This is a genomic window from Photobacterium japonica (assembly GCF_050337005.1).
In the GTDB taxonomy this organism is placed as follows: Bacteria; Pseudomonadota; Gammaproteobacteria; order Enterobacterales; family Vibrionaceae; genus Photobacterium; species Photobacterium japonica.
Window position 1 is genome coordinate 1 of the sequence record NZ_JAKJSN010000116.1, and the last position, 3,015, is coordinate 3,015.

Here is a 3,015-nt window from a genome sequence, read left to right on the forward strand (position 1 = left end):
GGATAGCACTTTGACTAATAACGCGTACGCGCACAATACTAAAAAAAATGAAATTGTCTACCTTTATTAAATCAAAAAATCAACACGACTTAGTTTTATAGGATAAGTGATTGTTATGCCAATTTATTCACAATAACTTTAATGTATAACACAAACGTAACACCACGACCAGACCACCGTTGCTCCGCTTAAATTTGCCTAAAAAAACACCACAAGTAAAGTACCAAAACAGGTTTGAACCAAACACAAAAAAGACGGGGCAACGCCGGGTGAGCGGGGGATGTGGTGGCCAACATGCGACGCGAACAGCAAGCGATAATAGTTAAAGACAATGACTAACGCAACCGCACGAAAAGACGCGGTTTGTGTTTTGGTGCGTGCCCGGCTGATGGCGTAGCCATAGGACGATAAACATTCGCCAGCTTGCTGGCGGCATTATCATAGGACAAGCTACAACGAAAGAGATTGTGTATTACAAATGTAATACACAAGAACTCTAAAATGATGGTGAAAGAACGGCAGTGATCCAAAACCGTTATTAAGCAGGAAAGTACCAAATCCCTTTGGTACTTCATGATGATTGTTACTTCTTATTTTCACCGTTTAAAGACCAGGGTGAGATCGCGAACAATTTTCGACCAATCACAGCAGATTTGACCCGCTGATCGAGTTGTGATCTTATACTCCCTTTTTCAGGAGTATAACCATGAGCATCGACGCATTTTCTAAGYATTTCGGCGACCTGAAAGACCCGCGCCAGTCAGCCAAAATCAGTTACCCATTATTCGATGTTCTGTTCTTGGCGGTATGCGCCATCATCGCCGGTGCAGAGGGTTGGGAAGACATCGAAGACTTCGGTGAAGTTCACCTCGATTGGTCCCAGCAAAAAGGTCTATTTAAGGACGGCATGCCGGTTCACGACACCATCGCCCGTATTGTTTCACGCCTTGATCCAGCAGAGTTTCAGGCGTGCTTTACAAACTGGATGCAAGTGATATCTGAACGCTCTGAGGGCGAGCTTATCGCTATCGACGGCAAAGTCCTGCGTGGCTCCTACGACCGCGAAAGCCGCCAGTCGACTATTCACATGGTCAGTGCATTTGCCACAGCTAATGGCGTGGTTATCGGCCAGTTGAAAACCGATGCTAAGTCGAATGAAATTACAGCCATACCGGAGCTTATTAAATTACTGGATATCAAAGGCTGTCTGGTATCAATTGATGCAATCGCCTGCCAGACAAACATTGCTTCATCCATCATTGATAACGGCGGTGACTACCTGCTCGCGGTGAAAGGCAATCAGGAAACACTGGCGAAAGCCAAAGCCGTGCGTCAGGCGCTGTCAGAGAAGACTACCGTTGCAAGTGTCTCCACTGATGTGGCAATAGAACAGGAGCATGGGCGCATTGAAGCCAGAGAATACCATGTGCTCCCAGCAAAAGATCTGGCACAGCAATTTCCTGATTGGAAAGGTCTAACGAGCATTGGTGTTGCTATTGGTTATCGCATTGATAAATCAGGCAAAGAATCGCTGGAGTACCGTTATTACATCAGCTCAGCAGAGCAAAGAGCGTTTTGCTGCGGCAGTTCGTGGTCATTGGGGCATAGAAAATAGCTTGCACTGGGTTCTTGATGCAACCATGAATGAGGATGATTGCCAGATTTACCGGGGTGATGCCGCCGAAATTATGGCTTGCATGCGTCATATGGCTCTGAACATGCTGCGTGCTGAAAGCTCAAAGAAAGTCAGCATCCGACGCAAACAAAAGATTGCAGCTATGAGCAGCCCCTATCTGGAGAAGGTTTTACTGGCTGGCTTCAATGCAGTGGGTGAAAAGTGAGCATTCATGCTCTCACCGCAGTGAACGAAGTGATAAGCGGAAGATGCTTTTCACCATCAGTGCCGTTGTTATTGCCGTATCAGAATACTGGAAACCTCGACCTCGCCGACCATGATGAATTGAGCAATTCCAAGCTTTAATCGCCACTTCATCGACCCAAAAAGTAAGCGAACCTCGGTTAATAAGAGCCTGGTTGTATTCTTTCCAGTTATGCGTTCAGTAAGGGGCTTTGTTCTTCTTCATCTATTTCGTCCAGTACAAGGTGTACCAGATCAGATCGTGATAGTAGAAGATAGTTCAGATAGATTTAGTCAACAAAGCCGTAATAACGATAAACCATGATTGGGGATTGCCTACTTAGTTATTCGGCCAGTAATCAGATTTATACGAAGGGCATTCACTATGCTCTGCGAATTGACCTGAATCAACGCTCCTGCAAGCCCATGTGCCTGAGTTTGGCATGTAATCCCATTCGTATGTATCGCCAGCGGAAGAGCTACCACCACCACCACCTGAAGCGGCTGCTGCAACAAGGAATACAAAACCAACCACCATAAGCGTTCCCACCACCACTTGGCCTACGGTTTCCCAATCAACCCGTGATTCTTCAATATACTGAGACTCTGTTGATCCATCTTTGTATGGATAGCGGAATACAAAATTAATTCTTTCGCTGTCGGTACAGTAGATCGATTCATCCCCTTCATAATGGTTTGATTTCTCCCACCAATCGCATGCAACATCACCAATCACATACTGCTTACCGTCAATAGTATGAAGGTATCCACCTGCAGGGATTGTTTGGGATGATGCAATATAATTATGGTTAGGAACCTGTACAGTGGTGCATCCTGTTGTAATGCAAAGGGAAAGTGCTAGTATTTTTGTTTTCATAATAATAGTTATTGGGTGTTGATTTGAAATGATTGGCGGAATATAGAGGGTATTAGTATACGCAGACCAATGAATAATATTAATCGAACTAATTAAGATTACTAATTGTGAGTATTTATTAGTGATAGGAGGTTAAGCAATTTAATATGGATTTGGCTAATAAGCCTTATCAATTTAAGGAATCAAATCAAGACTTAATAAATGGTGTTAGTTTTCGCATTCCATTAAGCTAATAATTAAGCGATTATCTAATGTATACGGCATTGTATTTAAATTACAA

Annotated in this window: 2 protein-coding genes and 2 pseudogenes; 2 read left to right on the forward strand and 2 right to left on the reverse strand. The window is 43.9% G+C overall.

Going from position 1 to position 3,015, the window contains the following annotated elements; all coding sequences use genetic code 11:
• Window positions 1-706: 706 nt before the first annotated feature.
• Window positions 707-1,664: pseudogene (locus L4C36_RS23490) on the forward strand (ISAs1 family transposase); the annotation flags it as partial.
• Window positions 1,641-1,841: a transposase gene (locus tag L4C36_RS23495; RefSeq protein ID WP_428480189.1), complete on the forward strand. Its 201-nt coding sequence runs from the start codon at window positions 1,641-1,643 to the stop codon at window positions 1,839-1,841. The pseudogene L4C36_RS23490 and the gene L4C36_RS23495, both read left to right, overlap by 24 nt.
• Before the next feature lie 18 nt (window positions 1,842-1,859).
• On the opposite strand, the pseudogene L4C36_RS23500 reads toward L4C36_RS23495, so the two are convergent.
• Together L4C36_RS23500 and L4C36_RS23505 are read right to left on the reverse strand one after the other, a co-directional pair.
• Window positions 1,860-2,024, reverse strand: a pseudogene (locus L4C36_RS23500) (transposase); the annotation flags it as partial.
• A 174-nt stretch (window positions 2,025-2,198) separates the two neighbouring features.
• The gene (locus L4C36_RS23505) at window positions 2,199-2,735 is read right to left on the reverse strand and encodes a hypothetical protein (RefSeq protein ID WP_428480188.1); all 537 of its coding nucleotides are present in this window, start codon (window positions 2,733-2,735) and stop codon (window positions 2,199-2,201) included.
• Between the last annotated feature and the right edge of the window lie 280 nt (window positions 2,736-3,015).